The sequence below is a fragment of the Bradyrhizobium sp. 192 genome, from assembly GCF_023100965.1.
Lineage (GTDB): Bacteria > Pseudomonadota > Alphaproteobacteria > Rhizobiales > Xanthobacteraceae > Bradyrhizobium > Bradyrhizobium symbiodeficiens.
Map to the genome: position 1 here is coordinate 3,344,708 of NZ_CP064690.1, position 26,999 is coordinate 3,371,706.

21 protein-coding genes are annotated in these 26,999 nt (G+C 64.1%); 16 read left to right on the forward strand and 5 right to left on the reverse strand.

The window, feature by feature from the left end; genetic code table 11:
- Positions 1-67: 67 nt before the first annotated feature.
- From IVB24_RS15220 to IVB24_RS15230, 3 genes are all read left to right on the forward strand, one after another.
- Positions 68-1,066, forward strand: a complete 999-nt coding sequence (locus IVB24_RS15220; protein WP_106949866.1) for a TRAP transporter substrate-binding protein — start codon at positions 68-70, stop codon at positions 1,064-1,066.
- 84 nt (positions 1,067-1,150) lie between these two features.
- On the forward strand, positions 1,151-1,666 hold the full coding sequence (locus IVB24_RS15225) for a TRAP transporter small permease (protein WP_094975407.1): 516 nt from the start codon (positions 1,151-1,153) through the stop codon (positions 1,664-1,666).
- Positions 1,663-2,982 (forward strand): TRAP transporter large permease, encoded by a 1,320-nt coding sequence (locus IVB24_RS15230; protein ID WP_166474456.1) that lies wholly within the window; start codon positions 1,663-1,665, stop codon positions 2,980-2,982. The genes IVB24_RS15225 and IVB24_RS15230 overlap by 4 nt, the downstream gene beginning before the upstream one ends.
- A gap of 65 nt (positions 2,983-3,047) precedes the next feature.
- Here the strand turns inward: IVB24_RS15230 and IVB24_RS15235 are convergent, their stop codons facing one another.
- Entirely contained in the window at positions 3,048-4,322 is a 1,275-nt protein-coding gene (locus IVB24_RS15235; protein ID WP_247773512.1) for a serine hydrolase domain-containing protein, read from the reverse strand.
- Between the two features lie 169 nt (positions 4,323-4,491).
- On the opposite strand from IVB24_RS15235, the gene IVB24_RS15240 reads away from it, so the two are divergent.
- Positions 4,492-5,409: an intradiol ring-cleavage dioxygenase gene (locus IVB24_RS15240; RefSeq protein WP_247773513.1), complete on the forward strand. Its 918-nt coding sequence runs from the start codon at positions 4,492-4,494 to the stop codon at positions 5,407-5,409.
- 10 nt (positions 5,410-5,419) lie between these two features.
- Here IVB24_RS15240 and IVB24_RS15245 read toward each other — a convergent pair whose 3' ends face one another.
- Positions 5,420-6,310, reverse strand: coding sequence for a LysR family transcriptional regulator (locus IVB24_RS15245; RefSeq protein ID WP_247773515.1), 891 nt, complete (start codon positions 6,308-6,310; stop codon positions 5,420-5,422).
- Positions 6,311-6,412: 102 nt separating this feature from the next.
- Here IVB24_RS15245 and IVB24_RS15250 point away from each other — a divergent pair, with 102 nt between their 5' ends.
- Complete coding sequence (locus tag IVB24_RS15250) at positions 6,413-7,282, forward strand: NmrA/HSCARG family protein (RefSeq protein ID WP_247773517.1); 870 nt, start codon at positions 6,413-6,415, stop codon at positions 7,280-7,282.
- 62 nt (positions 7,283-7,344) lie between these two features.
- On the opposite strand, the gene IVB24_RS15255 is transcribed toward IVB24_RS15250, so the two are convergent.
- Positions 7,345-9,081, reverse strand: a complete 1,737-nt coding sequence (locus IVB24_RS15255) for a bifunctional protein-serine/threonine kinase/phosphatase (protein WP_247774102.1) — start codon at positions 9,079-9,081, stop codon at positions 7,345-7,347.
- A 60-nt stretch (positions 9,082-9,141) separates the two neighbouring features.
- Positions 9,142-9,981 carry a formate/nitrite transporter family protein gene (locus tag IVB24_RS15260; RefSeq protein WP_247773518.1) on the reverse strand — a complete coding sequence of 280 codons (840 nt, stop codon included), beginning with the start codon at positions 9,979-9,981 and terminating at the stop codon, positions 9,142-9,144.
- A 724-nt stretch (positions 9,982-10,705) separates the two neighbouring features.
- Here IVB24_RS15260 and IVB24_RS15265 point away from each other — a divergent pair.
- The 10 genes from IVB24_RS15265 (at position 10,706) to IVB24_RS15310 (ending at position 23,883) form a co-directional block, all read left to right on the forward strand.
- Positions 10,706-12,169, forward strand: coding sequence for a CmpA/NrtA family ABC transporter substrate-binding protein (locus IVB24_RS15265; protein ID WP_247773519.1), 1,464 nt, complete (start codon positions 10,706-10,708; stop codon positions 12,167-12,169).
- A gap of 76 nt (positions 12,170-12,245) precedes the next feature.
- Entirely contained in the window at positions 12,246-13,334 is a 1,089-nt protein-coding gene (locus tag IVB24_RS15270) for an ABC transporter permease (RefSeq protein ID WP_247773520.1), read from the forward strand.
- Between the two features lie 9 nt (positions 13,335-13,343).
- The gene (locus IVB24_RS15275) at positions 13,344-15,062 is read left to right on the forward strand and encodes a nitrate ABC transporter ATP-binding protein (protein WP_247773521.1); all 1,719 of its coding nucleotides are present in this window, start codon (positions 13,344-13,346) and stop codon (positions 15,060-15,062) included.
- Positions 15,063-15,267: 205 nt separating this feature from the next.
- Positions 15,268-15,696, forward strand: coding sequence for a globin family protein (locus tag IVB24_RS15280; RefSeq protein WP_094975832.1), 429 nt, complete (start codon positions 15,268-15,270; stop codon positions 15,694-15,696).
- 10 nt (positions 15,697-15,706) lie between these two features.
- Positions 15,707-16,924, forward strand: a complete 1,218-nt coding sequence (locus tag IVB24_RS15285) for an FAD-dependent oxidoreductase (RefSeq protein WP_247773523.1) — start codon at positions 15,707-15,709, stop codon at positions 16,922-16,924.
- 1 nt (position 16,925) lies between these two features.
- Positions 16,926-19,631, forward strand: a complete 2,706-nt coding sequence (locus tag IVB24_RS15290) for a nitrate reductase (protein WP_247773525.1) — start codon at positions 16,926-16,928, stop codon at positions 19,629-19,631.
- Positions 19,632-19,825: 194 nt separating this feature from the next.
- Entirely contained in the window at positions 19,826-20,728 is a 903-nt protein-coding gene (locus IVB24_RS15295; RefSeq protein ID WP_247774103.1) for an SMP-30/gluconolactonase/LRE family protein, read from the forward strand.
- Positions 20,729-20,774: 46 nt separating this feature from the next.
- Entirely contained in the window at positions 20,775-21,614 is an 840-nt protein-coding gene (locus IVB24_RS15300) for an aldo/keto reductase (RefSeq protein WP_247773527.1), read from the forward strand.
- A gap of 187 nt (positions 21,615-21,801) precedes the next feature.
- The gene (locus IVB24_RS15305) at positions 21,802-22,743 is read left to right on the forward strand and encodes a DMT family transporter (RefSeq protein ID WP_247774104.1); all 942 of its coding nucleotides are present in this window, start codon (positions 21,802-21,804) and stop codon (positions 22,741-22,743) included.
- A gap of 60 nt (positions 22,744-22,803) precedes the next feature.
- Positions 22,804-23,883, forward strand: coding sequence for a zinc-binding dehydrogenase (locus IVB24_RS15310; protein ID WP_247773529.1), 1,080 nt, complete (start codon positions 22,804-22,806; stop codon positions 23,881-23,883).
- A gap of 3 nt (positions 23,884-23,886) precedes the next feature.
- On the opposite strand, the gene IVB24_RS15315 is transcribed toward IVB24_RS15310, so the two are convergent.
- Positions 23,887-24,348, reverse strand: a complete 462-nt coding sequence (locus IVB24_RS15315; protein ID WP_140477789.1) for an Lrp/AsnC family transcriptional regulator — start codon at positions 24,346-24,348, stop codon at positions 23,887-23,889.
- Positions 24,349-24,482: 134 nt separating this feature from the next.
- Here IVB24_RS15315 and IVB24_RS15320 point away from each other — a divergent pair, with 134 nt between their 5' ends.
- Entirely contained in the window at positions 24,483-26,846 is a 2,364-nt protein-coding gene (locus IVB24_RS15320; protein WP_247773530.1) for a transketolase, read from the forward strand.
- The last annotated feature ends 153 nt before the right edge of the window (positions 26,847-26,999 follow it).

The following is a 26,999-nucleotide window of genomic DNA, read 5'->3' on the forward strand; positions in this document are numbered from 1 at the left end:
TCGCAAGCCGCATACCGGCTGCGCTCACGGCCCGACGACAGGGCCGGGGCATCAAAGGGAGGGGACGATGAAGCGAAGATCATTTCTCGCTGGGTTCGGCGCGACCACTGCAGCGGCTGCGATCGGCATGCCCTCGATCCTCAGGGCGCAAGCGCCGATCACGCTCAACGGAGCCGTGCAGTTCAACGACGACCACGCCTTCAATCGGGCACTGCTCCGGTTCGAGGAACTGGTGAAGAAGTATTACGGCAAGCCCGTCAACTTCACCCTGCACAGGAACTCATCGCTCGGCCTCGAGAAGCAGTATTTCGAATACATGTCGCAGGGCAAGGCGGTCGATTACGGCATCGTCTCGCCGGCCCATATGTCGACCTTCGCAAAGGCGGCCCCGTTCATCGACGCACCCTTCGTGTTCAAGGGCATCGAGCATATGAACAAGGTCGTCGAGGCCAATATCCTGGCGCCGATCGCCGACGAAGTCGCGGCAAAAGCCGAGGTCGTCCTGATCGGTTATTCCGGCGGTGGCATCCGCAACATCTTCGCCAACAAGCCGCTCAAGAATCTCGCCGATCTCAAGGGTCTCAAGGTTCGGGTGCAGGGCGCGCCGATCTGGTCGAAGACTTTTGCGGCGGTCGGCATGAGCCCGACGGTGATTGCCTATAACGAAATCTACAACGCGATCCAGAACGGCGTGATTTCGGCCGGCGAAAACGAGGCGGCCGGCGTCGAAGCGATGAAGTTCTACGAAGTGGCCCCGCATCTCAACCTGACCCAGCACGCCGTGTCGATCCGGCCGATCTGCTTCTCGGTGAAGACGCTGAAGACCTTGCCGAAGGAGCTGCAGGACGCGATCATGAAGGCCGGCAAGGAGGCCGGCGACTACGGCCGTCAGCTCGAGTCGAGCGAAGAGGTCGTCAAGCTCGATACGCTCGAGAAGGCCGGCAAGCTCAAGCGCGTTCCCTTCGAGGAGCGGGACGCCATGAAGAAGCTCGCCGACCCCGTGATGGCCACCTACGCCAAGGAAATCGGCGCGGAGGGCATTTTCGAGAAGATCAACGTCGTCTGAGGCCTTTGCGTCCGCCGACAGCAACTCCGGGCAAGCCCCGCTTCTTGCCCGGACGTGGCGGATGTTCTGCCGCACGGAGCCCCAATGTCTGAAATGCCCGTTTCGTCCGCGCCGTCGCTGTGGCGTCGCATATCGGCCGCCTATGCCAAATTGCTCGAATTCCTGCTGGCCGCCTGCGTCGGCATCCTGGTCATTCCGGTCACGCTGCAAATCGTGTCACGCTATACGCCGTTCATTCCGTCCTACATCTGGACGGAAGAAATGGCGCGGTTCCTGTTCATCTGGACGATCATGATCGGGGCCATGGTGGGCGTGCGGGAGGCGCAGCATTTCGAAGTCGACGTGTGGCCCGACCTGTCGCGGCGGTCGGAGGCCGCGGTCCGGATCCTCGCGCGTGTCGGCGTGCTGGCGCTGGCGCTGGTGTTCGTGTCGGCCGGAATCGAGTTCACACGCTTTGCCTGGAACAGGACGTCGGAACTGGCGGATCTGCCTCTCTGGCTGATTCACGTCGCCTGGCCTGTCGCCGGCGTGACATGGATCGTCTTCGCGGGTGAGCAGATTGTCGATGAAATGCGCATTCTGTTTGGGGCAGAGCGATGAGCGGCAACGTACTCTCTGCCGGACAGGCAGCGATGGTGCTGTTCGGGGTCTTCGTCGGCCTGCTGATCGTGCGCGTGCCGGTCGCTTTCGCGCTCGGTCTTGCCTGCGTGCCGATCCTGCTGATCGAGCCGCACCTGTCGTTGATGACGCTCGCGCAGGAGACGTTCAATGCGTACAATTCCTTCATCCTGCTGGCGGTGCCGTTCTTCCTGCTGACGGCGAACCTGATGAGCATCGGCGGTATCACCGATCGCTTGGTGGCGCTGTCGCGCTCGATGGTCGGGCACTGGCCCGGATCGCTGGCGCAGATCAATGTCGTGCTGTCGGTGTTCTTTGCAGGCATCTCCGGCTCCTCCACCGCCGATGCGGCGAGCCAGTCCAAGATCTTCATCGATGCGCAGACCAGGGAGGGCTACGATCTCTCGTTCTCCATTGCCATCACGGCGGTGTCGGCGGTCCTGGCGGTCATCATCCCGCCGTCGATCCTCATGATCGTGTGGGGCGGACTGATCTCGACCTCGATTGCGGCGATGTATCTGGCCGGCATTGTGCCGGGTCTGCTGATCGCGGGGGCGCAGATGGCGACGGTGCACATCTACGCCGTGCGCCGCGGCTACCCGACCTATCCGAAGGCAAGCTGGGTCGAGATGCGATGCGCCATCTGGCGGTCGATACCGGCGCTGATGACACCCTTCATCATCGTCGGCGGCATTCTGCTGGGATGGTTCACCGCGACCGAATCCGCCTGCGTCGCGGTGCTTTATTCCGTGGTGCTCTCGGCGTTCTTCTATCGCGAGACGGGGATACGCGAATTGTACAAGGCCTTGCTCGACACCGGGCGTCTCGCCGGCGTGGCGCTGTTCTGTGTCGGCACCGCCAGTGCGTTCGGCTGGCTGCTCGCCTACTACAAGATCCCACAGGAGCTGCTGGCCAACGTGTCGACATGGGGCATGGGCGCGGTGACGGCCGGCTTCTTCATCGCCTTCTGCTTCCTGGTGGTCGGCTGCTTCCTCGACGCCATCCCGGCCATCATCATCGTCGGCACCGTACTGGAGCCGCTCGCCAGGTCGGTCGACCTCCATCCGGTCCAGTTCGCGATCATTTCCATCGTGTCGCTGGCCTTTGGACTGGTGACGCCGCCTTACGGTCTCTGTCTGATGATCGCCTGTTCGATTGCCGGGGTGCGGCTCCGTTATGCGCTGAAGGATACGGTCATCATGCTGATTCCGATGCTGCTCGTGCTGGCGGCGGTCATCGTCTGGCCAAGCGTATCGCTGTTCCTGCCGCGTCTGATCGTGCCGGAAATGCTCAAATGAGCAACGGCGAGTGAGCGTCCGGGAGTGTGATCCCGCGAACGACGGCCGCGGGATCGAGGCGACTGCTACAAATTGTTCTCGGTGATCGCCGCATAGACCATGCTGCGCAGCTCGCGGCGCAGCGGATAGGCGCTCGACGGCAGCACCTGCGTCATGAAGATCGCAATCAGCTCCTCGGCCGGATCGATCCAGAACGAGGTGGTGGCCGCGCCGCCCCAATTGTATTCGCCGGGGCTGCCGGCGATCAGCGTCTCTGCGGGGCGCATGGTGACGGCGAAGCCGAGACCAAAACCGATGCCGTTATAGGCCGCTTCCGAGAACAGCGAGCGCGATACTTCCGGCAGGGTGCGACCGCCCGGAATGTGGTTGCTCGTCATCAGCGCCAGCGTCTTCGGCCCGATCAGCCTGACGCCGCCGAGCTCGCCGCCGTTGAGCAGCGCGCGGCAGAACGTGAGATAGTCGGCGACCGTCGAGCACAGGCCGCCGCCGCCGGAAATGAACGAGGGCGGGGTGAGGAACGAGCTCGTCGTCGGATCGTCCTGCAGTGTCAGCCCTTCGCGGCGCTGTCCGGCATGGAAGGTCATGCCCCCGCCGGGATCGGCGGAATAGCAGGCCGCGAAGCGGTGCGCCTTGGAGGCCGGCACGTGGAAATCGGTGTCGGTCATGCCGAGCGGATCGAGGATGCGTGATTTAAGGAACTGCTCGAATGGCATGCCCGAGATCTTGCCGACGAGATATCCGAGCACGTCGGTCGCGACCGAATAGTTCCAGGCTTCGCCAGGGGAGAATTCCAGCGGGATCTTGGCCAGCGCCTCGATCATGGTCTGGAGCGTGCCGGCCTTCTCGACCTCGCCGATCTTTTCTGTGCGATAGGCGGCATCCACGTTGGAGCGCTGCTGAAAACCGTAGGTGAGGCCGGCCGTGTGGCGCAGGAGGTCGACGATCAGCATTGGCCGGGATGGCGGCCGGGTCAGGAAGGCCGGAGAAGTGCCGGCGACGAAGACGCCGAGATCCTTCCATTCCGGGATGTATTTGGCGACGGGCTCGTCGATCGCGACGAGGCCTTGTTCGACCAGCATCATGAAGGCGACGCTGGTGAGCGGCTTGGTCATCGAATAGATGCGATAGATGGTGTCGTCCTTGACCGGCAGCTTGCGCTCGACGTCGGCAAAGCCCTGAACCGAGCTGTGCGCGACCTTGCCGCGGCGGTAGACCAGAAGATGCGTGCCCGGGAAGCGGCCGGCATCGATGTACCGGTTCTTCAGATGCGCATCGACACGGTCGAGCGCGGCCTTGGACATGCCGACGGATTCGGGCGAGGCGGGGGTGGGCGCGAGCATCAGTTCCTCCGGGCAGTTTTGTCGGTCCGTTGATAGCCAAATGACGGCCCCATTCCAAGCCACTCGCGCTTAACGCGGGCAGGCCGGCTGGTGTAGGCTGCTCCCTGGAACGCCTCCAGGGAGCGCCAAGGCCTCCAAGGCCAATGAGAAAACGCAGGGCAAATGCATCATGACCCAGTTCAACGAGACTGATCTCACTGAAGCCGTCGTCAAGAGCTTCGACAGCACCCCCAATCCGCGCGCGAAATTCCTGCTCCAGGAATTGGTGAAGTCGCTGCACGATTACGTGAGCAAGACGGGCCTGACCTTCGAAGAATGGGACTACGCCATCGATTTCCTGACCCGCACCGGGCAGAAATGCACCGATACCCGCCAGGAGTTCATCCTGCTGTCCGACGTGCTCGGCGTCTCGATGCTTGTTGACGCGGTCAACCATCGCGACCGAGACGGTGCCACCCAGACCACCGTGCTCGGCCCCTTCTATGTCGGCGAGCACAAGGTGACCGCGCACGGCACCGACATCTCGCCGAACAATCAAACCGGCGAGCGGATGTTCGTGCAGAGCCGTGTCACCGACCTCAAGGGCAAGCCGCTGGCCAATGTCCCCGTCGACGTCTGGCATGCCGACGACGACGGCTTCTACGATTCACAGAAGCCGAATTATGACGAGGTCGGCGCCTCGGCGCGCGCGCGCTTCATCACCGATAGCGACGGCCGCTTCTTTTTCCGTACCATTTTGCCGTGCAGCTATCCGATCCCGACCGATGGTCCCGTCGGCGAGATGATCGTGCAGACCAAGCGTCATCCGATGCGCCCGGCGCATGTGCACTTCCTGGTCAACGCGAAGGGATACGAGCCGCTGATCACGCACGTCTTCATGGACGGCGACAAATATCTGGATTCCGACGTCGTGTTCGGGGTCAAGGATGATCTCGTCGCCAAGGTCGAGCCGCGCACCGATCCCGCGATGCCCGACGGCACCAAGGCGAACGGTCAGTGGCATTTGATGACTTACGAATTCCACCTCAAGCCCGGGAGTGGCATGGCGCCGACGCCGCTGGGGACGAAGACGGCAGAGCCCGCGTGAGGGCTCGAATTCATACCCCGATATAGGCTGCCAATTCGTCGGGCGTTCCCTTCGGAAAGGCTTCCTTCAGATAATCGAGGAAGGCGGAGACGCGCGCACTGAGCAATCGCCGGGAGGGATGGAGTGTCCACAGGGCGATGTCGGGTCCCTCGACGTCGCCCCAGCGTACCAGTGTGCCAGCAGCCAGATCATGACTGACCAACGACAGAGGCAGCCGCGCAGCGCCGACGCCGGCTCGAACCGCGTCGCGGACCATCATCAGCGATGACAGGCGAAGCACCGGGTCGACGGCAATGCGCGAGGTGCCGGCTGGTCGCCTGATGTCCCAGGCTGCGGTCTCATCATTTCCGCGCACCACGGCTGGAACGGCCAGATCACCCTTTGGTCGTTTCAGGTTGGGGCCGGCCACGACCACCAGTCGGTCGCGCAGGAAGATGCGGCCGACGAGGCCTTCATCCGGATCGGGATTGACCCGGATCACGAGATCAAAACCCTCCTCGATCATATCGACGTGGCGATCATCCGTCGTAACCTCGAGCCGGACCTGCGGATGCAGAAGCGCGAAGCCGGCCGCGAGCCGGCCCATGGCACTTTGCGAAAAGAGCAGGGGAGCGTTGATCCGCAACTTGCCCTTTGGCTTGTCCCCGCCCGAGGCGATCGCCGCCGCCGTCTCGTCGAGCTCGGTGAGGAGTGCTCCCGTTCGCTCATGGAGCGCTCGTCCTTCCTGAGTGAGCTTGAGATCGCGTCCTCCGCGCTCGAAGAGACGCAGATCGAGGCTGCTTTCGAGTTCGGACACGCGCCGGGACAAGGTCGCTTTCGGACGTCCCGTTGCACGCGCGGCCTTTCCGAACCCTCCGTGGCGGGCGACAAGGTTGAAATCGGCTAAGGCAATCAAATCCATCTGTTCCACCAGTGAGACGGTCTGTCCAAATATAGCGTCTATCGGACCGTCTGTGGATCATTAATTTCCGGGATGTCTTCTGACCCAAACCGGAGAGATCCCATGACCATCCTCGTTACCGGCGCAACCGGGACCATCGGCCGCCAAGTCGTCGAACAACTCGTCAAGCGCGGCGCGGATGTGCGCGCGCTCGCCCGAGATCCCGCCAAGGCAAACGTCCCCGCTGGGGTCGCCGTCGCTCAGGGCGACTTGCTGGACGTCGATTCCCTGCGCAGTGCGTTCTCAGGCGTCTCGACCCTGTTTCTCCTCAACGCCGTGGTGCCGGATGAATTCACCCAGGCGCTCACTGCGCTCAACTTGGCAAGAGAGGCCGGCATCGAGCGGTTCGTCTATCTGTCGGTGATCCACAGCGACCGCTACGTCAACGTGCCGCACTTCGCCGGCAAGTTCGGCGTCGAGCGCATGATCGAGCAGATGGGGTTCAACGCCACCATTCTGCGCCCCGCGTACTTCATGAACAACGAGCTCATGATCAAGGATGCGGTGACCGGATACGGCGTGTATCCCATGCCGATCGGCAGCAAGGGACTGGCGATGATCGACGCGCGCGATATCGGCGAGATCGCGGCGATCGAATTGATCCGCCGCGAGACATCCGCCACGCCGCTTCCGCTCGATCGCATCAATCTCGTTGGTCCCGATACACTGACTGGCGCGGAGGCTGCGGCAATCTGGTCGGACGTGCTCGGGCGCGCGATCGCCTATGGCGGCGACGACACCGCGGGATTCGAGAAGAACCTCAGGCAGTTCATGCCCGGCTGGATGGCTTTCGACATGCGGGTGATGAGCGAGCGCTTCCTTACGGAGGGAATGATCCCGGAGGCCGGCGACGTCAAGCGCCTGACCGATATCCTCGGCCGTCCCTTGCGCTCTTATCGCGACTTCGTCGCGGAGATCACGGCCACCGCCTGAGGGCTTGCCAGCGCCTGGCTGCATCGCTCGCCGTTGCTCAGGTGGCGAGCGGGCAGCCTTGATCAGCGTGCGTGCAGCAGCGCCAGCAGCACGACGACCGCGCAGGCGAGCGCCGCTGTCGTCAGCTTCCAGAACATCAGCGGGCTGCGCTCCAATAGCGGTGTGATCCGCGTGTCGAGATAGGCAGGATTGGGCGTGCGAAGCTCGAAGACGAATTCGGAGAGATCCTCGTGCCGCTTGGTGGGATCGGGATGGAGCGCGCGGCGGAGCGCGCCGTCGATCCAGGCCGGCACGTTCCGGTCGTCGTCCGCGGCACGATATTTGAGCCTCCGCACGTCCGCCTTGCGCCGGATCCTGGCAATCTGGGCGCCGTAGGGAAGCTTTCCCGTCAGCATCTGGTAGCAGATCACTGCCAGCGAGAACATGTCGGAGCGCGGTGAGCCGCCTTGCCCGAGAAAATACTCCGGCGCCGTGTACTGGACCGTGCCGAGGATTTCGTCAGCCTCGTCCGGGGGCGCCGCTTCCGCGACGCCGGCCACCCTGACCGATCCGAAGTCGATGATCTTCGCGGTGCCGGTCTTGTCGATCAGGATGTTGTCGGGCCTGAGATCCTGATGCAGCATCTCCATGCGGTGGAAGGCGCGCAGGCCCGCGGCAATCTGCTCGATGAGGCCGCGGACGGTCTCGAGATCGGGGCGCGGATTGTCGGTCATCCACTGCTTCAAGGTCTGCCCTTCGACGAACTCGGTCGCGACGTAAAGATAGCTGCGCCGCCTGGACTGTGACAACGGCTTCAGCACGTGCGGGCTGTCGATCCGGCGTGCGATCCACTCCTCCATCAGGAAACGCTTGAGATAGGCGGCATTGTCGCGCAAATCGACCGACGGCAGCTTGAGCGCCACCGGCTGCTCGGTCTCGACGTCGACGGCGAGATAGATGTGGCTGCGGCTGCTGCCGTGGATTTCCCTGATAATCCGGTAGCCGTCGAACAGCGCCCGCGGCTCCGGCAGCGGAGGCAGCGGCAATTGTGACGTCTGATTGAAGATGCCAGCCGGCTCGCGCTGCGGCACCGCGTCGATGCGCAGGATCTGGACGGTGATGTTGTCGTCACTGCCGCGCCGATAGGCTTCCTCGACGATTGCCTTTGCCGCTCCGTCGAACTCACCGGCGTGCTCGTTCACCGCGCTCGTGATGAAGCGCGCGTCGACGAACTCGTAGGCACCATCGGTTGCCAGCAGGAAGGTGTCGCCGGCCTCGACCTCGAACGCCTGGTAGTCGATCTCGAGCTGCGGATTGATGCCGAGCGCGCGGCCGAGATAGGTTTGCTCCGACGACACGATGATGCGGTGATCTTCGGTCAGCTGCTCCAGCGTCCTGCCGGCGACGCGGTAGATGCGGCAGTCGCCGACATGGAAGATGTGCGCGGTGGTCGCCTTGATGACCATGGCGCTGAGAGTGCAGACATAGCCCTTGTCGCGGTCATAGGCATATTGGCTCTTGCGCGTTTGCGCATGCAGCCAGGAATTGGTCGCGTCAAGCACGCGGCGGGCGGAGGTCTTCACCGTCCAGGATTCCGACGTGCAGTAATAGTCCATCAGGAAGCTCTTGACCGCAGACTCGCTGGCGATCTGGCTCACCGTGCTGCTGGAGATGCCGTCGGCGAGGACGGCAGAGATGCCCTTCAGGCTGAGCAGCGGCTCCTCGGGAATGAGGACGCCGTGGAAATCCTGGTTGACGGGCTTGCGACCCTTGTCCGAGTGCTGGCCGACCGAGATCAGGAGTCCGCGAGACATCGTCATCACCAGGAGAAGGGAGCCTCACCCTGCTTGGGCGAGGCTCCCCTGTCGAGACGTATTCGATCAGGCCGCGACGCGGGGCTTCGCAACCTTGTCGATCTGCCGCTTCGGTTGGGTCATGACGTGCGTGGCGTAGAGGGTCATGCCGGTGAAGGCGAGGCCGCCCACGAGGTTGCCGAGCACGGTCGGAATCTCGTTCCAGATCAAATAGTCCATGATTGAGAACTTGGCGTGCAGCATCAGGCCCGACGGAAACAGGAACATGTTCACGACGGAATGCTCGAACACCATGTAGAAGAACACCAGGATCGGCATCCACATCGCGATAACCTTGCCGGGAACGGACGTGGAGATCATGGCGCCGACGACGCCGGTCGAGACCATCCAGTTGCAGAGCATCCCGCGCATGAACAGCGTCGCCATGCCGGCTGCGCCGTGTGCGGCATAGCCGAGCGTCCGGCCTTCGCCGATGTTGCCGATCGCCGCGCCAACCTTGTCGGGCGCCTGCGTGAAGCCGAACGTCGTGACGAAGGCCATCATAAAGGCCACCGTAAGGGCGCCTCCGAAATTGCCGATGAAGACGAGACCCCAGTTCCGCAATACGCCGCCGATGGTGACGCCCGGGCGCTTGTCGATCAGCGCCAGAGGCGCCAGCACGAATACGCCGGTCAGAAGGTCGAAGCCCAGCAAATAGAGCATCGAGAATCCGACAGGGAACAGCAGCGCGCCGATGAGCGGCTGGCCCGTGTTGACGTTGATCGTGACGGCGAACCAGGCCGCGAGCGCCAGGATGGCGCCGGCCATGTAGGCGCGGATAATGGTATCCCGGGTGGACATTAAGATCTTGGACTCGCCCGCATCCACCATCTTGGTGACGAATTCCGAAGGCGCGAGATACGACATCAATGGTTCCTTTGATCGTATGAATGAAGGTACGTTCGTTCGGGCAGCGCCGTTGTCGGGGCCGTCCTTCCGCACGTACCGGCGAGCCGAGAACGAGCGGATCCAAGGGATTCGAGATGTCGCGTGGAATCGCGTCACGACGACTGCGCCGAGGATCCGGCGAAGCGGTAAAGCTTTCCCCGCGTTTCGGCCCCTGGAGGCTCCAACATTTCGGCGAACCGCAGTCGTCGTTGACTGAGTGATCAAATACAAAGCAATCCACGTGCCAAGCCGTGCGACCGCGGCGAAGGTCCTCGCCCGGCACGGCATCCGATGCAAACGGGCTGACTATCCAGCAGCGAAACCCCGCCAGGGCGATCGTCGGTCCGTGCGCTGCACCGGCGCCAACGACGTGCGCGACTACCGTTGCCGGAGTCGCCGATTCCTGCCCATTTCTTGTGCGTCGCACAAAGACTGGGCGTCTCGCTGGATTTGTGGGCGCATCCGGTACCGCGGCGGGCGGGGCCTCCGGCACAATCGACTGTTATCGCTGCGGATTATCGAGCATTCGATCTGGCACGTTTTTTGTTTGAGAGTAGTCGACGCCATCGACGCCGTCCCTCGAAGATCCCCATCCGAATCTCGACCTTCGCCGTCCGGGGCCACCCCCGGCGACGCGCCGCTGTGCGCGCGGGGAGTTCGCGTGTGCGGACGGGTGTTCAGTCACAATGGAGCATCACATTCAATGACGAAGCCAACTGATCAGTGCCGGCGTAACGGGCGTAAGGGCAAAGTCTCCGGCGAACCCGGCGCCAGCGCGCTCACCCGTCTCGACCGCCGTACGTTCCTCGCCTCGGGCGCCGCCGCTGCCGCTTATGCGATCTCCTCTGGTCGGGTGCGCGCCGCCGCGCTCAGGCCGGAAAAGGAAGAGCTGAAGCTTGGCTTCATCAAGCTCACCGATATGGCGCCGCTGGCGGTCGCCAAGGAGAACGGCTACTTCGAGGACGAGGGTCTGTTCGTCACGCTGGAGGCACAGGCTAACTGGAAAGTTCTGCTCGACCGCGTCATCGGCGGCGAGCTCGATGGCGCACACATGCTTGCGGGCCAGCCGCTGGCCGCCACGATCGGCTTCGGCACCAAGGCGCATATCATCACCCCGTTCTCGATGGACCTGAACGGCAACGCCATCACCGTCTCGAATGAGATCTTCGCGTTGATGAAGCCGAGCATCCCGAAGGATGCGAGCGGCAAGCTCGTGCATCCGATCAAGGCCGAGACGTTGCGGCCGGCCATCGAGAAGCTGAAGGCGGCCGGGAAAACCTTCAAGATGGGCATGGTGTTTCCGGTCTCGACCCACAATTACGAGCTGCGCTACTGGCTCGCCTCGGGCGGCATCAATCCCGGCTATTATTCAGCCGAGGACGTGACCGGGACCGTCGCGGCCGAAGCGCTGCTGTCCGTGACGCCGCCGCCGCAGATGCCGGCCACGCTCGAGGCCGGCACCATCAACGGCTATTGTGTCGGCGAGCCCTGGAACCAGGCAGCTGTCTTCAAGGGTATCGGCGTGCCCGTGATAACCGACTACGAAATCTGGAAGAACAATCCGGAGAAGGTGTTCGGGATCACCGCGGCATTCGCCGAGAAGAATCCGAACACGGTGCTCGCCCTGACCAAGGCGTTGATCCGCGCCGCGATGTGGCTGGACGAGAACGCCAATGCCAACCGTACCAAGGCGGTCGAGCTGCTGTCGAAACCGGAATATGTCGGTGCCGACAGGGCGGTCATCGCCAATTCGATGACCGGTACCTTTGAGTACGAGAAGGGCGACAAGCGCCCGATCGCGGACTTCAACGTGTTCTTCCGCTATTTCGCCACCTATCCCTACCTGTCCGACGCCGTCTGGTATCTGACGCAGATGCGCCGTTGGGGACAGATTGGCGAGGCCAAGAACGATGCCTGGTATCACGACACGGCCAGGAGTGTGTACCGCTCCGATCTCTATCTGGCCGCGGCCAAGCTTCTGGTCGCCGATGGCAAGGCCAAGAAGGAAGACTTTCCCTGGGACACCGACGGCTACCGGGCGCCGACATCGGAGTTCATCGACGGCATCACCTATGACGGCCGCAAGCCCAACGCCTACATCGACAGCCTGAAGATCGGCCTGAAGGCCAAGCAAAAAATCGACGGCGCCAAAGTCATCGACGGTTGAGAAACCGGAGCCGGGCCGCTGCGGCGGCCCGGCTCCTTCCCCGAAATCCGGCGGTGGACGCCCAGGGAGCAAGCAAATGGCATTGGTTAGCGAATACGTCGACGTTAGCGCGGAAGAGGCAAAGCGCGCCCGGCGGGAGCGAATGCTCGCGCGCATCAACAGCGCCGCCGTCTATCTGAACATCCTCGGCCTCGGCTGGCTTGCGCCCCTCGCACGCATCGCCGCCGGCGACATCGTCAAGCCACAGTTGAAGGAGTTGCGGCAGGGATTGCTGGTGCCGCTTGTTGGCATCGGCGCCTTTCTCATCGCATGGGCGCTGGCCGCGCCGCAGGTCAAGACGTCGCTCGGTGCCATTCCTGGTCCGGCGGAGGTCTGGGTCCAGGCGAAGAACCTTTACGCCGATCATTTGGCCGAGCGGGCCAAGCGGGCGGCCTTTTACGAGCGGCAGGATGCGCGCAACGCCAAGATGGTGACCGACGGCCATCCCGAAGATGTCCGGCATCGCGGCTATGCCGGCAAGCCGACTTATTTCGACCAGATCGTGACCAGCCTCATGACGGTGGCGCTCGGTTTCGCCGTGGCGACGCTCATCGCGGTGCCGCTCGGTATCCTCTGCGGCCTCTCCCGGACCATGAATGGTGCTCTCAACCCTCTGATCCAGATATTCAAGCCCGTGTCGCCGCTTGCGTGGCTGCCGATCGTGACCATGGTGGTTTCGGCGCTTTATGTGAACCCGTCGGAATTGCTGCCGAAGTCACTGGTCATCTCCGCCATCACGGTGACGCTGTGCTCGTTGTGGCCGACGCTGATAAACACGGGGCTCGGAGTGGCTTCGATCGACAAGGACCTGCTCAATGTCGGACGCGTGCTGCAACTGCCGACATGGCGCACCATTACCAAGCTGGTTCTGCCGAGCTCGCTGCCGCTGATTTTCACCGGGTTGAGGCTCTCTCTGGGTGTGGGCTGGATGGTGCTGATCGCGGCGGAAATGCTCGCGCAGAATCCGGGCCTCGGGAAGTTCGTCTGGGACGAGTTTCAGAACGGCTCCTCGCAGTCGCTGGCGCGGATCATCGTGGCCGTGCTGACGATCGGCATCATCGGCTTCCTGCTGGATCGCGTCATGTACGCGCTGCAGTCCGCCTTCACCTTTTCCAGCCAGCGTTGAGGAGCCCTGATGTCGTTCCTGTCGCTGAAGGGGCTCTGCAAGGGCTATGGTGCCGGCGCCAAGCGCGCCAACGTGCTGTCGAACGTCAATCTGGAGGTCGCCGAGGGTGAATTCATCGCCATCGTCGGCTTCTCGGGCAGTGGCAAGACCACACTGATCTCGGCGATCGCCGGGCTGGTGCAGCCGGATGCCGGCGAGATCACGCTGAAGGGCAAGCCGATCGTGGGGCCCGGACCGGACCGCGGCATCGTGTTTCAGTCCTACTCGCTGATGCCGTGGCTAACGGTGCGCGGCAACATCGCTCTCGCCGTCGATCAGGTGTTTGCCCGCGAAAGCAGAGCCCAGCGCGCAGCCCGTGTCGACCGCTACATCGACATGGTCGGGCTCTCCCACGCAGCGACCCGCCTGCCTGCCGAGCTGTCCGGCGGCATGCGCCAGCGCGTCGCCGTTGCCCGTGCGCTCGCGACCAGTCCGGAGATATTGCTGCTCGACGAGCCGCTGTCGGCACTCGACGCATTGACCCGTGCCAAGCTGCAGGACGAAATCGTCGACATCTGGTCGCGTGACAGGCGCACGGTGGTGCTCATCACCAACGATGTCGACGAGGCGATCCTGCTCGCCGACCGCATCATTCCGCTGTTGCCTGGCCCGGACGCCACCTTGGGCCACGAGTTCAGGGTCGACATTCCTCGGCCGCGCGACCGCACATCGGTCAACGAGGACCCGGCGTTCAAGCGGCTGCGCCAGGCCGTCACCAGCTATCTCCTGGACGTGGTTAACGAGCGCGCCTCACGGTCGGACGGCGTGGTGCGTACGCTGCCAAACGTTGTGCCGATCACCCAGGCCGAGAAGCCGCCGGCGGCCTATCAAAAGAGGGCGGTCCCGGTCTCCTTCAATCTCGACCGCTATCTCGAATTCTCTCAGCTGTCGAAGGTCTATCCGACGCCGACCGGGCCGCTGACCGTGGTCGAAAACTTCGATCTCAAGGTACGCAAGGGCGAGTTCATCTCGGTGATCGGGCATTCCGGCTGCGGCAAGTCGACGGTGCTGTCGATGACCGCGGGCCTCAACGACGTCTCCCTCGGCGGCATCATCCTCGACGGCCGCGAGGTGACCGCGGCCGGCCCGGACCGGGCTGTGGTATTCCAAGCGCCTTCGCTGTTTCCCTGGCTGACGGCTCGCGAGAATGTCGCGCTGGGCGTCGATCGTGTCTATCCGCATGCAACGCGGCGGCAGCGCGACGAGATCGTGGACTATTATCTCGAGCGGGTCGGTCTCGCCGACTCGTTCGACAAGCCGGCCGCGGCGATGTCGAACGGGATGCGACAGCGCGTCGGAATTGCGCGTGCCTTCGCGTTGTCGCCGAAGCTACTGCTGCTGGACGAGCCGTTCGGCATGCTCGACAGCCTCACCCGCTGGGACCTTCAGGAAGTGCTGATGGAGGTCTGGAAGCGCACGCAGGTGACGGCGATGTGCGTAACCCACGATGTCGACGAAGCGATCCTGCTGGCCGATCGTGTGGTGATGATGACGAACGGGCCCAACGCCCGGATCGGTCACATCATGGAGGTCGACATCCCCCGGCCGCGCACGCGCAAGACCCTGCTCGAGCATCCCGACTACTACCGTTACCGCCGCGAGCTGCTCGATTTCCTCGAGGCCTATGAGCACGGGGCGATACCGAAGGCGCCGGCGGCGCCCGCCGCAGCCAGTCCTGAAGCGGCGTGAGCATCCATTTGCCTGCGCCCAGATCATCGAGTCGCAGCCCGCAGCGTGAAGGCGCGCCGAGCCCTGCCGAAGCGCGAGTCTGAAACTTGGTACGAATCTCGCTTCTCCCCGCACGCGGGGAGAAGTCTCTCTGATGACGTTTGACCCATGAACCTTGTTCGCAATGGCGCGCACCAAGGCAAACCGAAACAGACAGGAGAACACCATGACGCCCGAACAGATCACCCTCATCCAGCAGAGCTTTTCCAAGGTCGCGCCGATTTCGGAGCAGGCCGCGGTGCTGTTCTACGATCGCCTGTTCGAGGTAGCGCCGTCCGTGCGCGCGATGTTTCCGCAAGACATGACCGAGCAACGCAAGAAGCTGATGGGCATGCTCGCTGCCGTCGTCGGCGGCCTGTCGAACCTCGAGACGATCCTTCCCGCGGCCTCCGCGCTCGCCAAGCGGCACGTCGCCTACGGCGCCAAGGCCGAGCACTATCCCGTGGTCGGCGCGACGCTGCTGTGGACCCTGGAGAAGGGACTTGGCGAGGTCTGGACGCCCGAACTCGCCGCCGCCTGGACGGACGCTTACGGTGTTCTGTCCGGCTACATGATTTCCGAGGCCTATGGCGCGCAGGCGCAGGCCGCCGAATAGGAGCTGCCTCGTGAGTGAACCGCTGGTCATCGTCGGTAACGGCATGGCGGCCGCGCGTCTGGTCGACGAGCTCGCCAAGACCTCGCTCGGCCGCTATGCGGTCGCGGTGATCGGCGAAGAGCCGCGGCTCGCTTACAATCGCGTGCTGCTCTCCTCCGTGCTGGCCGGCGAGACCGGCTCGCACGAAATCGAGCTCCGGCCGGCCGATTGGTGGCGCCATCGCGGCGTCACGGTGCGCTACGGCTATCGCGTCATCGAGATCGACACCGGCCGCCGCGAGCTCAAGATCGAGGGCGAAGAGAGCATGGAATATTCCAAGCTCGTGATCGCCACCGGATCGACGCCGCTGCGGCTCAATTTGCCGGGCGCCGATCTCGCCGGCGTGCACACCTTTCGTGATACGCGCGACGTCGATCTTTTGCTGACGCTGGCGGCTGCGAAGAAGCGCGTCGTCGTGGTTGGCGGCGGCCTGCTCGGACTCGAGGCAGCCTACGGCCTCGCCAAGGCCGGCGCGCCGGTGACGCTGCTGCATCTGATGGACCGGCTGATGGAGCGTCAGCTCGATGGGCCGGCCGCGGGCCTGCTCAAGACGCTGGTCGAGCGCAAGGGCATCCGCATCCTGCTCAACGCCTCGACCGCGCGCGTCCACGGCGACGGCCATGTCGAAGCCGTCGAGCTTGCGGATGGCAGCCGTCTCGAGGCCGACGCGGTGATCTTCGCGGCTGGCATCAAGCCGAACGCGGCGCTTGCTAAAGATGCCGGCATCGCGGTCAACCGCGGCGTCGTCGTCAACGATCTGATGCAGACCTCCTCGTCCGACATCTTCGCGCTTGGCGAATGCGCCGAGCATCGCGGCACCTGCTATGGGCTGGTCGAGCCCGCCTATGAGCAGGCGCGCGTGCTGGCGCGGCATCTTAGTGGCAAGCCCGCGTCCTACCAGGGCAGCGTGGTCTCGACCAATCTGAAAGTGTCCGGCGTCAGCGTGTTCTCCGCCGGCGACTTCATGGGCGGCGAGGGCAGCGAGAGCCTGGTGCTGACTGACCGCAGGCGCGGCACCTACAAGAAGCTCGTCATCGCCGACGGCCGGCTCACCGGCGCGGTGCTGATCGGCGATACCGTCGATGCGCTCTGGTATCTCGAACTGATCCGCAATCGCGACAAGGTGGCGGCGATCCGCACCGACATGATGTTCGGCCGCGCGCTCGCGCTTCCTTCGAAGGCAGCTTGATATGACGGCGATCGATCCCTCGCTCCGCGCCACCAGGACGACCTGTCCCTATTGCGGCGTCGGCTGCGGCGTGCTGGCGACCCCCGACGGCAAGGGCGGTGCGGCGATTGCGGGCGATTCTGATCATCCCGCCAATTTCGGCCGGCTGTGCTCGAAAGGCTCTGCGCTCGGCGAGACCGTCGGTCTCGAGAGCCGTCTGCTCTATCCGATGATCCGTTGCAAGGGCGTGCTCGAACGCGTCGCCTGGAGCGATGCGCTCGATCACGTCGCCCATCGCATGCAGCACATCGTGGCCCGCGACGGCGCCGACGCGGTCGCGTTCTATCTCTCCGGCCAGCTCCTCACCGAGGACTATTACGTCGCCAACAAGCTGATGAAGGGCTTCGTCGGCACGGCCAATGTCGACACCAATTCACGGCTCTGCATGTCGTCCTCGGTCGCCGGCCATCGCCGCGCCTTCGGCTCCGACACTGTCCCCGGCTGCTACGAGGATCTCGACCAGGCCGATCTGCTCGTCTTCGTCGGCTCGAACGCGGCCTGGTGCCATCCCGTGCTGTTCCAGCGCATGCTGAAGAACCGTGGGGAGCGCGGCGCACGCATGATCGTGATCGACCCGCGCCGCACCGACACTGCTGAAGACGTCGACCTGTTCCTCGGCCTCAAGCCCGGCACCGACACCGCGCTGTTCTCCGGCCTGTTTGTCCATCTCGCCGACAACGGCGCGCTGGACCAGGACTACATCGCGCAGAACACGAGCGGGTTCGACGATGCGCTGGCCCGTGCGCGCAATATCGCCGGCAGCGTCACCGCGACCGCGCTTGCGACCGGTCTGTCCGAGCAGGACGTCGCGACTTTCTTCAAGATGTTTCGCGCCACCGAGAAGGTCGTCACGCTGTATTCGCAAGGCGTCAACCAGTCGGCGCAGGGCACCGACAAGGTCAACGCGATCCTGAACTGCCATCTCGCCACCGGGCGCATCGGCAAGCCGGGTGCCTCGCCGTTCTCGCTCACCGGCCAGCCGAATGCGATGGGCGGCCGTGAAGTCGGCGGCCTCGCCAACCAACTCGCCGCGCACATGAACTTCACGCCGCCCGATATCGATCGTGTCAGGCGGTTCTGGAAGGCGCCGCGTATCGCCACCCATGAAGGGCTGAAGGCGGTGCAGCTGTTCGAAGCCATCCATCGCGGCGAGGTCAAGGCGCTGTGGGTGATGGGCACCAACCCCGCGGTGTCGCTGCCCGATGCGGACTTCGTGCGCGAGGCATTGAAGAAGCTCGAGCTGTTCGTGGTGTCCGAGAACGTGCTCTCCAACGACACGGTCGAGGCCGGTCCGCATGTGCTGCTTCCGGCGCTCGCCTGGGGCGAGAAGTCGGGCACCGTGACCAACTCCGAGCGCCGCATCTCGCGCCAGCGCTCGTTCCTGCCGGCGCCGGGCGAGGCGCGCCCCGACTGGTGGATCCTCAGCGAAACCGCAAAGCGCCTCGGCTTCGGCGACAGCTTCAACTACAAATCCGCCGCGGATATTTTCCGCGAGCATGCCGCGCTCTCGGCGTTCGAGAACGACGGCAGCCGCGATTTCGACATCGGCGCGCTGACCTCGCTGTCGGACGAGGCCTTCGACTCCTTGAAACCGGTGCAATGGCCGGTGCGCGAAGGCGGGGTGCCCGGCGAGCGCTTCTTTGCGAGCGGCGGCTTCTTCACCAATGACGGCAAGGGCCGCTTCGTTGCGCCGGAGGTGCCGTCGCTGCGCGGCGAGACCGGTCCGTCGCGTCCGCTGCGGCTCAACACCGGACGCATCCGCGACCAGTGGCACACCATGACGCGCACGGGTCTCAGCCAGCGGCTGGGCGCGCATCTGCCGGAGCCCTTCGTCGAGATCCATCCCGATGACGCCGGCAAGTACGGCATCGCTCACAACGGCTTTGCCCGCGTTACCACCGATTACGGTCAGTGCATCCTGAAGGTCGTCGTCAATGACGCCACTCAGCGTGGCACGCTGTTCGCGCCGATCCACTGGAGCGCGATGAATGCTTCGCATGGCCGCGTTGGCGCGCTGGTGCAGTCCTTCACCGATCCGTTCTCGGGGCAGCCGGAATCCAAGGCGACGCCGGCTGCGATCACTCCTTACGAATTCGTCTTCCGCGGCTTTGCGCTGTCGCGGAGACAGCTCGATCTGCCGCCGAACGTGTTGTGGACCCGCGTCACGGTCACCGGAGGCTTCGGCTATCTCTTCGCCGACAACGCGGACCTGTCGCGCTGGCCGGCCTGGCTCGAGAGCGTCGCCGGCGAGGACGTCGCCGACTATCGGGACTTCGGTGGCGGTGTCTATCGCGCCGCGTCGTTCGCAGGCGACCGCATCGAGACCTGCCTGTTCGTCGGTCCCGCGCACGATGCCGGCGACTGGGAGGTGGTGAAGGGCCTGTTTGTCGCCGATCGCGTCACCGACGACCAGCGCCGCATGCTGTTGTCGGGCAAGTCCTGCGAAGGCGCGGCCTCGACCGGCCCGGTCGTCTGCGCCTGCTTCGGTGTCGGCCGCGGCACCATCTGCGAGACCATCGCGGCGGGTGCGCGTACGGCTGCCGAGATCGGTGCCAAGCTCAAGGCCGGCACCAATTGCGGCTCCTGCATTCCGGAGCTGAAGCGCCTGATCGCGACGACGGAAGTCGTGCCGCCAATGCAGGCGAAGGTCGCGGGCGCGGCGGGGTAGCTCTCGTAGGGTGGATTAGCCGCAGGCGTAATCCACCAATTCTCCCGACGCAGAGACGAAAGAGGTGGGTTACGCTTCGCTAACCCACCCTACGCAGCGTCGCACCATTGCCATGCCACTCGCATGAATCGACGCGCCCTCGATTGTGCCCTATGTTGGCGCTCTCTCCATCAACAACCACAAAAACAACAATGATGTACCTGGAAACGCCGCCGCGCCTGATCGAGACGACCATCTTCTCCGCCATGCCCGAAGAATTCCGCCGCAAGGGCGTGCGGACGGAATGGGCCGATGCAAATCGGCCGAATGTGCCGACCGACAGCTTCATCGAAGGACCGTCTTTCGACCAGGACGGCAATCTCTACGTGGTCGACATTCCCTTCGGCCGCATCTTCCGCATTGCGCCTGATGGCGAGTGGTCGCTCGTGATCGAATATGAGGGCTGGCCGAACGGACTGAAGATCGCATCCGACGGCCGGGTCCTGGTGGCCGACTACAGGCACGGCATCATGGAGCTCGACGCCAAGGCCGGCCGCATCAAGCCCACCCTGACCGCGCGCAATTCGGAATCCTTCCGCGGCTGCAACGATCGGCATCTCGCTTCCAACGGCGACATCTATTTCACCGATCAGGGCCAGACCGGCCTGCACGAACCCAGCGGCCGCGTCTATCGCCTCGCGGCCAATGGCCGGCTCGATTGCCTGATTGACACCGGCATCAGCCCGAACGGGCTGGTGCTCGATCCCACCGAAACCGTGCTGTTCGTCGCGATGACGCGCGACAATTCGGTGTGGCGGTTGCCGTTCATGAAGGACGGCAGCGTGTCCAAGGTCGGCCGCTTCTGTTCGCTGTTCGGCACCAGCGGTCCCGATGGCCTCACCATGGATGCCAAGGGCCGCCTGTTCGTCGGCCATGCCTCGCTGGGCCATGTCTTCGTGTTCGCGCCGAACGGCGAACTGTTCGCGCGGATAAAGTCGTGCGCGGGGCCGAATTGCACGAATGTCGCGATCGGTGGCGCAAGGAGGGATCGTCTCTATATCACGGAGTCGTCGACCGGCAGCGTGCTGGTGGCTGATATCTGCGGATTGAACTCCTGAGCTTTGCGGCGGTTGCCTGAGCGGAAGAGCGACAGCGGAGACGGACATGAACACGAAACTCTTCGGCAAGACCGGCGCCAACGTCTCCGTCATCGGGCAGGGTACCTGGTATCTCGACCACGGCGACCGCAGGCGCGCGATTGCCGCGCTTCAACGCGGGCTCGATCTCGGCATGACCCACATCGACACGGCCGAGATGTATGGCGACGCGGAGCTCGTCATTGCCGACGCGATCGCGGGGCGGCGCGACGAGGTGTTCCTGGTCTCAAAAGTGCTGCCGAGCAACGCCTCGCGCAGCGGAACCATCACCGCCTGCGAGCGGTCGCTGAAGCGGCTGAAGACGGATCATCTCGATTGCTATCTGCTGCATTGGCGCGGTTCCTATCCGCTGGAAGACACCGTCGCCGCGTTCGAGGATCTGGTGAAATCAGGCAAGATCAAATCCTGGGGCGTCTCCAATTTCGATGCCGATGATCTCGATGAAATTCTCGAGGTCTCCGGCGAAGGCCGCATCGCGTGCAATCAGGTGCTCTATCATCTGAGGGAACGTGCGATCGAGCATGCGGTGATCCCTTGGTGTGAGCGGCATGACGTCGCTGTCGTGGCTTATTCACCGTTCGGCCATGACGATTTTCCGGCGAGCAGCAGCAAGGACGGTGCCGTGCTGGCGCGCATTGCCGAGGCGCGGCGCGCGACACCGCGTCAGGTCGCTCTGAGCTTCCTCACCCGTGCGACTACGGTGTTCGCGATTCCGAAGGCCTCGTCCGCCGAACATGCCGGCGAGAATGCGGCGGCCGGTGACCTCGCGCTGACGAAAGACGAGATTGCGGCGCTCGATGCGGCGTTTCCGCGCGGTCCGAAGCCGCGCAGCCTGCCCATGCTGTAGTGCACAATCCTTCATTATTAACGGAGCATTGACGCGCGCGGACGTCAGTGCATATCGGCATCCTGTTTTCGGAAGTTGTGAACGCGGCGCATTTGTCGTTTTTTACGATCGTTCTCGATTCGCATTTCCCCGGGTTCCAGCCGTGACACCGCCGCCCGCCGCAGCCGCTAGGCTCGACAGTATTCCCATGCCCGTGCCGGAGAAGAAGCAGAAGGCTCGCCGCGCGCCCGCGCGCGTCGACCATCCCTTCAAGGGCATTGCGCTGGTGTTGCTGTCGACGGTGTTTCTCGGCGTGTCCGACACCACCGCGAAATATCTCTCGACCAGCCTGCCGTCGATCGAGATCACCTGGATCCGCTTCGTCACCTTCGCGCTGATGTTCACGCCGGTGATGCTGCCGGGCTCGCCGCTCCATGCGATGCGCACCGAGCGGCTTGGCCTGCAGCTGATGCGTGGCGCTGCGCTGCTCGGCTCCTCGCTGTTCTTCATCACCGGCCTGAGTTTCCTGCCCATTGCGGAAGCGTCCGCCACCGGCTTCGTCTCCCCGCTGTTCGTCACGGCGCTGTCGATCGTCTTCCTGAGCGAGAAGGTCGGCCTGCGGCGCTGGATCGCGACCGGCATCGGCCTGACCGGCGTGCTGATCATCCTGCGGCCGGGCACCAGCGCGTTCCACGCCGCCGCGTTCTTCCCGATCATCTCGGCGTTCTGCTGGGCTGCCGCGCTGATCCTGACGCGCATGATGAGCGGTCGCGAGGCCGTGCTCACCACCATGGCGTATTCCGCGCTGACGGGCGTTGCGATCCTTTCCGTGATGGTGCCGTTCGTCTGGGTCACGCCGACCTGGACTGCGATCGGGCTCGGCATCGTCATCGGCGTTGCCTCGACCGTCGGCCAGTGGATCATCGTGTTGGCCTATCGCTACGGCGATGCCTCGGTGCTGGCGCCGTTCTCCTACACCCAGTTGCTCTGGGTCAGCATTCTCGGCTTATTCATCTTCGGCGAGGTCCCCGATATCTGGACGGTCGTCGGCGCGGCCTTCATCGTCGCCAGCGGTCTCTACATTGCCCATCGCGAGCGCATCCGCCGCGCCCAGTTGCTGGTGCTGGAAGAGCGTTCCCCGAACCCCTGACGCAAGTTCGCGCGTCCTGTTACGTGCTATCAACGGCTCCAACAATACGGGAGGAGCCGGATGCGCGCTGCGATTTTCAGGAACGGTGAGATTGTCGTCGACCGGATGGCCGAGCCGAAGCCGGGCCCGGGCCAGGTGCTGGTCAGGACGCTCGCCTGCGGCATTTGCGGCTCCGACCTGCATGCGCGCCAGCATGCGCCGCGGATGGTGGAGATGGCCAGGAAGAACGGCCGCACGCCGATGGATCTGTCACGCGATGTCGTGTTCGGCCACGAGTTCTGCTGCGAGATCGTTGACTACGGTCCGGGCACGGAACGCAAACTCAAGCCTGGGACACATGTCTGCTCGCTGCCGGCTTTGCTGACGCCGGAGGGTATCAAGGGGATCGGCTATTCCAACGATTTCGTCGGCGGCTATGCGGAGCAGATGATCTTGAGCGAGCCGCTGCTGCTCGAAGTGCCCAACGGACTTGCGCCGGAACATGCGGCGTTGACCGAGCCGCTCGCGGTCGGCGTTCATGCCGTGGCAAAGGCCAACATCCGGGGCGGCGAAGTGCCGCTCGTGATCGGCTGCGGTCCGGTCGGACTCGCAGTGATCGCCGCACTTCGGATCAAGGGTTTGCATCCGATTATTGCCGCCGACTATTCGCCGGCGCGGCGCGCGCTTGCCGCAAAGCTCGGCGCCGATGTCGTCGTCGATCCCAGGGTGTCGCAGCCCTATGCGACCTGGGCCGAGCACGCACAGATGTCGGATGCGGAGAAGGCTGCGCGGCCGCCGTTCCAGGCCATGCTGCCGGCGCTGAAGCCCGCGATCATCTTCGAATGCGTCGGCGTGCCCGGCCTGCTGCAGCAGGTGTTCGAGGGCGCCCCGCGCGATGCCAAAATCGTCGTGGTCGGCGTCTGCATGGAGACCGACAAGAGCGAACCCATGCTCGGCATCATGAAGGAACTCAATGTCCAATACGTGCTCGGCTACACGCCGGACGAATTCGCAGGCTCACTGCGCCTGATCGCGGAAGGGCAGGTGGATGCGGCGGCGATGGTCACGGCCGAGGTCGGCATCGACGGCGTCGCAAAAGCCTTCGCCGATCTCGCCAACCCCGAGGCGCACACCAAGATCATTGTGCAGCCGTGGCGATGACGCCTACACCGGCAGCGCGATCGAGTATTTCACCTGGCTCAGTGCGAAGCTCGATTCGATCGAGGCGATGCCGTCGAGCCGGGTCAGCTTGGTCTTGAGGAACGTCTCGTAGGAGGCGAGATCGGCGGCGACGACGCGGAGCAGGTAATCGCGGTTGCCGGTCATCAGATAGCACTCCAGCACCTCGTCCCATTTCGAGATCGCGCGGGCGAAGCGATTGAGATCCTCCTCCTTCTGCCGCGCCAGCTTGATCGAGATGAACACGCTGACATGCAGGCCGAGCGCCTTCTGGTCCACGGTCGCGATATAGCGCGAGATCACGCCGCGTTCCTCCAGCAGCTTGACCCGGCGGTGGCAGGGCGAGACCGAAAGCCCGACCTTGTCGGCGAGTTCCTGCATGGTCATCCGGCTGTCGTTCTGGAGATAGCTGAGGATTTTTCGATCGATGGCGTCGAGTTCACTCATTGGAATCAAACCTGTATTTCTGGCGTTCTGTTGGTAAGGTATCCCAAGTTCGGCAGGTATGGCGCGAGAAATTGAGAAGTTTGGCGCCTCCGGCGGGCGTATCATCGCGCCACCTGTTCCCGGGAGCATAGCCCATGCCCGTCGATACCGCCCACCTCGACACCTTGACCGCGCTTAGCCGCAAGGCGCTGTGGCTGTCGTCCTGGACCATTCACCACGCCAACCACATTCGCCCCAACGCGGATGGCCTCAAGGTCGGCGGCCACCAGGCCTCGTCCGCCTCGCTGGCCACCATCATGTCGGCGCTGTACTTCCATGTGCTGCGGCCAGAGGACCGCGTCGCGGTGAAGCCGCATGCGAGCCCGGTGTTCCACGCCATCCAGTATCTGTTCGGCCGGCAGAGCCGCGAGAAGTTGGAAAATTTTCGCGGCTTCAAGGGCGCGCAGTCCTATCCCTCGCGCACCAAGGACGTCGACGACGTCGATTTCTCCACCGGCTCGGTCGGCCTCGGCGTCGCGCAGACGCTGTTCGCCTCGCTGGTGCAGGATTACGTCAAGGCGCATGGCTGGATGAAGGATCGCCGCGAGGGGCGGATGATCGCGCTGGTCGGCGACGCCGAGATGGACGAGGGCAACATCTGGGAGGCGCTCGCCGAGGGCTGGAAGCACGGCCTGCGCAACACCTGGTGGGTGGTCGACTATAACCGCCAGTCGCTCGACGCCGTCGTGCGCGAGGGTCTCTGGGAAAAATTCGAGACCATGTTCCGCAACTTCGGCTGGGACGTGGTGATCGTGAAATACGGCCGCCTGATGCGCGAAGCTTTTGCCGAGCCCGGCGGCGAGGCGCTAAAGCGCTGGATCGACAATTGCCCGAACGCGCTCTACGCCGCGCTGTGCTTCCAGGGCGGTGCCGCCTTCCGCAAATACCTGCATGACGAGATCGGCGATCAGGGCCCGATCACCAAGCTGATCGACAAGCGCAGCGACGAGGAATTGCTGGCGCTGATGTCGAACCTCGGCGGCCACGACATGGCGAGCATGCTGGACGCCTTCGAGTCCATCGCTCACGATCGTCCGGTCTGTTTCATCGCCTACACCATCAAGGGCGTCGGCCTGCCGTTCCAGGGCCACAAGGACAACCATGCCGGCCTGATGACGGTCGCGCAGATGGAGAAATATCGTGAGAGCCAGGGTATCCGGTCAGGTCACGAATGGGACAAGTACGAGGGGCTTGCGCAATCGGCCGCCGAGCTCGATGCGTTTCTCGCGCGCGTGCCGTTCAACCAGGACGGCCGCCGGCTGACCGCGCCCGTCGTCGAGGTGCCGCAGCAGCTTGCGTTCAAGCCGTCACCGCAGATGTCGACCCAGCAGGGCTTCGGCCTCGTGCTGAACGAGATCGCGCGCGGCGACGGCGAACTCGCGCAGCGCATCGTCACGACCTCGCCCGACGTCACGGTCTCGACCAATCTCGGTCCGTGGGTGAACCGGCGCGGCCTGTTCGCGCGCGCCGAGAAAGCGGACTTATTCCGTAGCGAGAAAATTCCCTCCACATTCAACTGGGATTTCTCGCCGAAGGGCCAGCATCTCGAGCTTGGCATCGCCGAGATGAACCTTTTCATCATGCTCTCCGCGCTAGGCCTGTCGCACCAGATCAACGGCGAGCGGCTGCTGCCGGTCGGCACGCTCTACGATCCCTTCATCGAGCGCGGCCTCGATGCGCTGAACTACGCCTGCTACCAGGATGCGCGCTTCATGGTGGCGGCAACGCCGTCGGGCATCACGCTCGCGCCCGAGGGCGGCGCGCATCAGTCGATCGCGACGCCGCTGATCGGCATGGCGCAGGACGGGCTCGCCTCGTTCGAGCCGGCCTTCGTCGACGAGCTCGCCGTGATCATGAGCTGGGGCTTCAATCACATGCAGCGCGATCCGGGCGAGGGCGGCTCGGTCTATTTGCGGCTCTCGACGCGCAGCATAGATCAGGCGCAGCGCATCATGACGCCGGAGCTTGCGCAGGGCATCACCGACGGCGCCTATTGGCTACGCAAGCCGGGCCCGAATGCCGAGCTCGTGATAGCCTATACCGGCGCGGTCGCACCCGAAGCGATCGAGGCGACCGGCTTCATCGGCGAGAGCCGACGCGACATCGGCCTGCTCGCGATCACCTCGGCCGACCGCCTCCACGCGGGCTGGACCGCCGCACGGAAATTGCGGCGCGACCGCCGCGGCGTGCAGCACCTCAGCCACATCGAGAAACTGCTGGCGCCGCTGCCGCGCGACTGCGGCATCGTGACCGTGATCGACGGCCATCCGGCGGCGCTCGGCTGGCTCGGCAGCGTCCGCGGCCATCGCGTCGAGGCGCTCGGCGTCGAGCAGTTCGGCCAGACCGGCAGCATCGCCGACCTTTATCGGCACTACGGCATCGATGCCAATGCGATCATCGATGCGGCCGAAAGCCTCACCACCGGCGCACCGGTGCTGCATCGGAAGATGGCGGTGTAGTCGGGGTAACTATGGTGTCATTCCGGGGCGCGCGTTAGCGCGAACCCGGAATCTCGAGATTCCGGGTTCGGCTCTTCGAGCCGCCCCGGAATGACGACCGAGGGAGCCTTGCCACGTTCCCGCCATCGGCTCATATAACCTCCGTCCGCCGCA

Coding starts and splice junctions, on each gene's coding strand:
- IVB24_RS15220 (WP_106949866.1), top strand. CDS start 68: ATGAAGCGAAGATCATTTCTCGCTGGGTTCGGCGCGACCACTGCAGCG.
- IVB24_RS15225 (WP_094975407.1), top strand. CDS start 1,151: ATGTCTGAAATGCCCGTTTCGTCCGCGCCGTCGCTGTGGCGTCGCATA.
- IVB24_RS15230 (WP_166474456.1), top strand. CDS start 1,663: ATGAGCGGCAACGTACTCTCTGCCGGACAGGCAGCGATGGTGCTGTTC.
- IVB24_RS15235 (WP_247773512.1), bottom strand. CDS start 4,322: ATGCTCGCGCCCACCCCCGCCTCGCCCGAATCCGTCGGCATGTCCAAG.
- IVB24_RS15240 (WP_247773513.1), top strand. CDS start 4,492: ATGACCCAGTTCAACGAGACTGATCTCACTGAAGCCGTCGTCAAGAGC.
- IVB24_RS15245 (WP_247773515.1), bottom strand. CDS start 6,310: ATGGATTTGATTGCCTTAGCCGATTTCAACCTTGTCGCCCGCCACGGA.
- IVB24_RS15250 (WP_247773517.1), top strand. CDS start 6,413: ATGACCATCCTCGTTACCGGCGCAACCGGGACCATCGGCCGCCAAGTC.
- IVB24_RS15255 (WP_247774102.1), bottom strand. CDS start 9,081: ATGACGATGTCTCGCGGACTCCTGATCTCGGTCGGCCAGCACTCGGAC.
- IVB24_RS15260 (WP_247773518.1), bottom strand. CDS start 9,981: ATGTCGTATCTCGCGCCTTCGGAATTCGTCACCAAGATGGTGGATGCG.
- IVB24_RS15265 (WP_247773519.1), top strand. CDS start 10,706: ATGACGAAGCCAACTGATCAGTGCCGGCGTAACGGGCGTAAGGGCAAA.
- IVB24_RS15270 (WP_247773520.1), top strand. CDS start 12,246: ATGGCATTGGTTAGCGAATACGTCGACGTTAGCGCGGAAGAGGCAAAG.
- IVB24_RS15275 (WP_247773521.1), top strand. CDS start 13,344: ATGTCGTTCCTGTCGCTGAAGGGGCTCTGCAAGGGCTATGGTGCCGGC.
- IVB24_RS15280 (WP_094975832.1), top strand. CDS start 15,268: ATGACGCCCGAACAGATCACCCTCATCCAGCAGAGCTTTTCCAAGGTC.
- IVB24_RS15290 (WP_247773525.1), top strand. CDS start 16,926: ATGACGGCGATCGATCCCTCGCTCCGCGCCACCAGGACGACCTGTCCC.
- IVB24_RS15295 (WP_247774103.1), top strand. CDS start 19,826: ATGTACCTGGAAACGCCGCCGCGCCTGATCGAGACGACCATCTTCTCC.
- IVB24_RS15300 (WP_247773527.1), top strand. CDS start 20,775: ATGAACACGAAACTCTTCGGCAAGACCGGCGCCAACGTCTCCGTCATC.
- IVB24_RS15305 (WP_247774104.1), top strand. CDS start 21,802: ATGCCCGTGCCGGAGAAGAAGCAGAAGGCTCGCCGCGCGCCCGCGCGC.
- IVB24_RS15310 (WP_247773529.1), top strand. CDS start 22,804: ATGCGCGCTGCGATTTTCAGGAACGGTGAGATTGTCGTCGACCGGATG.
- IVB24_RS15315 (WP_140477789.1), bottom strand. CDS start 24,348: ATGAGTGAACTCGACGCCATCGATCGAAAAATCCTCAGCTATCTCCAG.
- IVB24_RS15320 (WP_247773530.1), top strand. CDS start 24,483: ATGCCCGTCGATACCGCCCACCTCGACACCTTGACCGCGCTTAGCCGC.